The sequence below is a fragment of the Candidatus Electrothrix sp. genome (assembly GCF_052785085.1).
Genome location: NZ_JALAAI010000218.1, coordinates 1 through 2,572, shown reverse-complemented (window position 1 = coordinate 2,572; position 2,572 = coordinate 1). Strand labels below are relative to the sequence as shown.

Genomic DNA, 2,572 nt, shown 5'->3' with positions numbered 1-2,572 from the left:
TTTTGTCCACGTACATGGCACACAGCTTAAGCTGATCGAATCCTGTCTGGAACTTGTTGGCAACAATCATCACCTGATAGTCTTCCGTATCAAAAGCCTTTCGCATGTCCCGGCCCTTGAGCTTCGGGTTCATGTTCGATGAAGTCTCTGTGAATTTTTCACCCACAAGCCCGTCAGCATTCGGATCGTTCTCATCGAACGTCACTTCACCGGAGAAGGCCACCAAGGCAAGATTGTAGGCCACCTTGTAGTTGGTATAGTTCTGGAGCACATCAAGGATGAACCCCTCTTCGATGGCCTGGCGCATAGAATACACATGGAATGCTTTTGGTTTATTGGTGATCGAAGGCACCTGGTCCGGCTTAGGGAGCTGACCGAATAGTTCCAGGGTTTTGGTCTTGGGGGTGGCAGTGAAGGCAAAATAGCTGAGATTGGGTGATGCTCTGCGGGATGCCACCGCAGCATCCAGAATATCTTCGGCTGTCAGATCGTCATCGTCTTCATCCCTGGCTTCTATCATCAGGACTTCTTTGAGCTTCCGGGCGGTTGATCCGGTCTGGGAGGAATGGGCTTCATCGGCAATCACTGCATAATGCCGTTCCTTGAGATTGATATCGGCTTCAATGGCTAATAATCAGCCAGCTCTTTTTCAATGAAGCTGTCCTTGCTGATCTCCATGGTGTCCAGATCCACCAGCCTCAGCACTTTATCCGGTAGCTTGTCGGCTAAAAGGCTGCGGGCATTTTCCTTGTTGCTGTAGACCTCCCTGAACACCTTGTCATGGGGATTGACCACCTTGCTGTTATTTTTATCGCCTGTCATGATGGAATTTTACCCTTAAGGGGTGATTCAGTCAAGGGGTATGTTTTTCCCGGGACACACCTATTCCACCGCAGAGAACCCAGAGATTCACAGAATTTGAGTTTTTTCCCAGGACAGTCAGAAGAAGCCGTGATGCATGGACGGGCTCATTTTACTTTGTCAGTGCCAGGATCTCTGAGATGTCTTGGGCGGTTTTAATCGCTTCTTTGATTTCTTTTAGTGCAACCAGGTCATCAATTTTGTTAACCTTGGCCATTACTGTATCGATATCTCCAGGGAATTTAAGGGTGATGCCCAACTCTATGGTTTCTCTGAGACCTTCCAACCTGCCTTCATTCCGTAACTTCTCTGCTGTGGTTCTCACGGTTTCACCTCCTTTGGGAAGATGTTTCACCTTCTCTTCCGCATTTTCGGGCTCCTCATCAGTTGCCGAAAGCAAATACCTGATCAATACTCTAAATATCTCCTCGGCATCTTTTGAGTTCAAGCCCTGAAACAAAAGTTCAAACGCTTCATAAATCTTGTCCCGTTTTTCCGGGTAAAAAATATACTCCAAGACCTGGTGGAACACTTTCAGTGTGATCGTGGATTTGAGTTTTTGCTTATTGACCTCAGGGACTTCATGTAAAATGTGTTCAAACTTCGGTATATACTTCTTGTAATACTCAGACGGTACTTGAAACAGGTCTGCAAACTCCAGGCTGTCCTTCCAGCGTCTTTTTCCATGGTAAAAAATCACGGGGATCACAATTGGCAGACCGGTCTTGTTTTCCTTGGCTGTTGTCTGCCAGATTTCGTTCATGTACTTGAAAAGCTGCAGCTTCGTCCATGCTTTCATATCGCTTTTATGTTCTATCAGGATGTATATATCAGCCAAATCACCGCTATACAGCTGAAGTCGAATCACCAGATCAGACAGGCTCTCTTTGAGGTAGTCGCTCACATAGGACTGAGAAGAAACTTCCAAGGTTTCCAGGTCCAGATCTTTGGTGATTTCCTGTGGCAAATAATACCGTACAAAATCTTTAGCAATGCTTTCCCGGCCAAGTATATTTTTTACCACATTGTCGTGGGGTTTGTTGATTTCATCTTTCATATTTTGATTATAGGGTATCAGGGATCGAATGACAAGGGGAATCTGGCAGACCGAATAACTCTCAACTTTGCAGGAAAAACGTTGCCTGGCAGCCTCGGATCAGCCGGAGAAATAACCGCACCCCGAAATGCGGATTTGACATTTCATACATTTTGGGATAAAGCCCCCTTCTTACACACAAACCAAGGAGGGAGCATTTTGGAAATCGAACCCATACTATTATTGGCGGCATTTGCAGGCGGTTATCTTGTATCGCACTGGCAGTGCCGTCATCACCTGCTGATCAACCTGGCCCTGCGCGCCGAACTCATCGACATGCGCCGCAAAGTGCATTGTAACCAATCCGATAAAACCGGCAAAGTCCCGCCATACAAGCGGAAACTCTCAAGGCGGCATCCCCGAGTGCCATGGTGGAGAAAGGCTTTCCTGGGATTTTTGAAAAGGTTCTGCCCCAAGGCGGTAAGCTACAATCAGTTTCATCCGAAGACATTAGAGTCCTGGGCCAAAAAGCTGTTTCTGCCTTCCACCTACATTGCCCTTTTAAAAAAGTGGGCAAAAAAACAGAAAATCCGCAAAGACCGCAGCAAAGCCAAGAGGAGGCCGGGAAGACCAAGCACTCCTCAATATGTGGTTGATAACATCCTGGCGATTAAA

At 46.9% G+C, this 2,572-nt stretch carries 2 protein-coding genes and 2 pseudogenes; 1 reads left to right on the top strand and 3 read right to left on the bottom strand.

Features of this window, described 5'->3' with window-relative positions:
• From L2082_RS19060 to L2082_RS19050, 3 genes and pseudogenes are all read right to left on the bottom strand, one after another.
• A pseudogene (locus L2082_RS19060) lies at positions 1 to 634 on the bottom strand (hypothetical protein); the annotation flags it as partial.
• A complete protein-coding gene (locus L2082_RS19055) occupies positions 628 to 822 on the bottom strand; it encodes an Rpn family recombination-promoting nuclease/putative transposase (RefSeq protein ID WP_446012182.1) in 195 nt (64 codons plus the stop codon). The gene L2082_RS19055 and the pseudogene L2082_RS19060, both read right to left, overlap by 7 nt.
• Positions 823 to 973: 151 nt before the next feature.
• A complete protein-coding gene (locus L2082_RS19050) occupies positions 974 to 1,918 on the bottom strand; it encodes an Rpn family recombination-promoting nuclease/putative transposase (RefSeq protein ID WP_446012181.1) in 945 nt (314 codons plus the stop codon).
• Between the two features lie 198 nt (positions 1,919 to 2,116).
• On the opposite strand from L2082_RS19050, the pseudogene L2082_RS19045 reads away from it, so the two are divergent.
• Positions 2,117 to 2,572 (top strand): annotated as a pseudogene (locus L2082_RS19045) (hypothetical protein); the annotation flags it as partial.